Raw genomic sequence first — 1420 nt, forward strand, 5'->3', positions numbered from 1 at the left:
GACCCCGAGCGAGCCGGCGACCGACGCCGCGGCCGGCTCGACCGAACCGACGAGCGACTCGTCCAGGAGGGACCCACTGGCGTCGACGGAGCCGGTGCCGGGTGCCGGGTCGGTCAGGGTGATGGACCCGGCGGCGTCGATGACCGACCCCGCGAGGGGCGCCAGGGAACCGGTGGAGGGCTCGCCGAAGATGGCGGAGCCCGAGGTGTCGAGGGAGCCCTCCCCGGTGGCGTTGGCCTCGAGGATGAGCGAGCCGAGGTCCTGCGGGAGGGAGCCCTCGCCGGCCGAGTCGCCGCTGCCCTCGCTTCCGCTGCTCAACGTGCCCAGGCTGTCGGCTCCGAGGCTGTCGGCGGACAGGCTTCCGGTGCCGTCCTGGGCGGAGGCGACGGCGGTCGCCCCGGAGAGGGCGAGGGCGGTGGCGGCTGCGACGGCAGCGGCCCTACGGATCGAGAACGTCATGGGTTCGTCTCCTTATATGGCGCGGCATCCGCGTGGGTTCGCGACGGGACACCCGTGAGGGATGGTCTACAGCTTTCGGGTTCCGGCCGCGACGATCGGGTAGCGTCGTAAACTTTCGCCCTTATCCCCACCATATCCCTGAATTTAAGGGAAGCAACAGCTCCCTCTCAGTGAGAACTCAATTAGAATCCGCGTGAAATCCACTCCCGCACAGCCCGGGTCGCGCGGACGTCGTCCTCGTTGTACGCGAGGATGCGCTCCCTGCCGGAATCCCGCTCGACCCCCCTCGAGGCCTGCGCATCCCGGTACCACCCGATCGACTGCTCACCCCCGGCGTCCGGGTCACGCCAGTGGAATCCGGCCACCGGCGCCACCACCTTGAGCCCGAGCCCGGAGGTGGAGACGAACTGGGTGGCCACCGCTTCGTGGACGTCGACCCACTGGGGAGAGGAGATGAACCCCCGCACCTCGGATACCGAGGGGACGCCTCTGACGACGGCCACCGTGCCCTCCGGCCCGAACCTGGTGGCGGTCGAGAGCATCCAGCCGTTCTCCGCGGACCTCGAGTAGCAGTAGGCGCGGAAGGTGCGCCCCTGCCCCTCGGCCCTGTCCCGGATGCCGGTGAGCCAGCGCCAGAACTCGGCGAACGAGCGACCCTCGTCCGGATCCGGCAACCGTGCCCAGGTGGCGAACGGCCGGTAGCCCTCGGCCTCGAGGCGACGCCCGTCCCGCAGGGTGAGCAGGGTCCCCCACAGGTAGGCGCCGTCGTCCAGGTGACTCTCCAGGTCCACGTCCACCTCCACGTCCGCACGCGGGATGGCGGGGCGGGCCACCTTGGGGACGACGACCTCGCCGTCGCGGTGCGCACGGGCCCTCAGCACGGCGTCGGAGAACGGTTCGCCGTTCCAGTCCGGCGGGCGCTCGGGACCGGCCTCGGCGAGCTCCGCCACCGTGCGGACGC

Annotated in this window: 2 protein-coding genes; both read right to left on the reverse strand. The window is 71.2% G+C overall.

All coding sequences use genetic code 11. The features are described 5' to 3' along the window. On the reverse strand, positions 1 to 459 hold a 459-nt coding region (locus tag G6020_RS06055), incomplete at its 3' end, for a hypothetical protein (protein WP_206682208.1). A 182-nt stretch (positions 460 to 641) separates the two neighbouring features. Then, positions 642 to 1420 (reverse strand): TM0106 family RecB-like putative nuclease (locus G6020_RS06060; RefSeq protein WP_182609998.1); only part of this gene is annotated, 779 nt, incomplete at its 5' end.

The organism is Dietzia sp. B19 (genome assembly GCF_014145155.1).
GTDB lineage: Bacteria > Actinomycetota > Actinomycetes > Mycobacteriales > Mycobacteriaceae > Dietzia > Dietzia natronolimnaea.